Here is a 1310-nt window from a genome sequence, read left to right as displayed (position 1 = left end):
AGGGGTTCCGACACCCGGGTCTCCAGCGGCAGGTCCTCGTCGGGCACCGGGGGCGGCGTCATCCGGGCCTCGTACCCGGCGAGCTCGGACGCGCGGATGTCCGCGCCCGTGGTGGGCGCGACACGGGTCTGGTTGCCCCACGACTTGCGACCGGTGCCTCCCGCCGAAGGCAATCCAGCGTCGGAAGCCCGGGGCGCCGGAGGAGGCGCCTGGGTCTGCTCGGTGCGGACCTCCTCCGTCTCATCCAGATCATCGAGCGGCGCGACGCGGGTCTCGTCGACGGGCTCCGGCTCACGGTTCCTGTTCTGCCCCTTCGCCATGTGCGCGACCTCTCGCGTCAGACCATAGCGCGTTGTCCGGGTCGCGGGGATGGCCCCCATTTCCCCCCGAGGGGCGGCAGCCTGCCCTCAGTAGACAGGCCACTCGGGGACGGCGATCTCGATGGGGCCGCCGAACCACGACGCATAGGCCGAGTCATCCGCGACGGGATACCGCGTCCCGTAGGTCTTCGCGAAGTGCTCCGCCCAGTGCGGCTGGGAGCCATCCAGGTCGGTGAAGCCGTACTCCCGCGCCAGCGTCCACGACGCGACGACACGTCCCGCCCGCCGGTGCACGCCAGGGTCCGCCGCGAGCGCCGCCACCGCCCGGCCCACGTAGCTGGGGGTCTCCGACGCGATGAAGTCCGGATGCACCTTCGCCCCGTCGCGCCAGTTCGCCTCCGTCACGCCGAAGCCGGCCAACATCTCCTCGGAGCGCAGGAAGCCCGGCGTCACGGCGAGCGCGGTGATGTTCGTGCGGCGCAGGTCGCGCGCCATCGCGAACGCCAGGCGGATGACGGCCATCTTCGTCACGTCGTACGCCAGCCCGCCCCGGTAGCCGAAGTGGTCCCCATCCGTCACCTCCACGATGAGCCCCTGGTTCCGCTCCAGCATCAGCGGCACCGCGTGGCGGCTGGTGATGACGTGGGTGACGATGGCGCGATCGAACATCGTCCGGGCGTTCTGGGCCGACTGCTTCCAGAACGGCGCCCCAAGTTCAGACAGGGACTCCCCGCCCCATATGTCGTTGACGAGCACGTCCAACTGGCCCGCCTCCGCGCGGATGCGCTGGCACAGCGCCTCCACCTCCGCCTCCACGGAGTGGTCCACCCGCACCGCGATGCCCTTCCCACCCCGAGCGGTGACAAGCTCCGCCGTCTCTTCAATCGTCTCCGGCCGCGCATCGCCGCTCGCCAGCCGGCCCCGCACGCTGCGCCCGGTGCAGTACACCGTCGCGCCCGCCTCCCCCAGCATCGTCGCGATTCCACGCCC

The 1310-nt window shown here is 71.5% G+C and carries 2 protein-coding genes; both read right to left on the bottom strand.

The window, feature by feature from the left end; genetic code table 11:
* On the bottom strand, positions 1 to 320 hold a 320-nt coding region (locus D7V88_RS41370), incomplete at its 3' end, for a hypothetical protein (protein WP_147449147.1).
* Between the two features lie 87 nt (positions 321 to 407).
* A partial coding sequence (locus D7V88_RS41365; RefSeq protein ID WP_120545943.1) for an SDR family oxidoreductase occupies positions 408 to 1310 on the bottom strand: 903 nt, incomplete at its 5' end.

Source organism: Corallococcus terminator, from assembly GCF_003611635.1.
Classification (GTDB): domain Bacteria; phylum Myxococcota; class Myxococcia; order Myxococcales; family Myxococcaceae; genus Corallococcus; species Corallococcus terminator.
The sequence above is the reverse complement of the archived record's forward strand: the minus strand, read 5'-3'. Positions and strand labels throughout refer to the sequence as shown.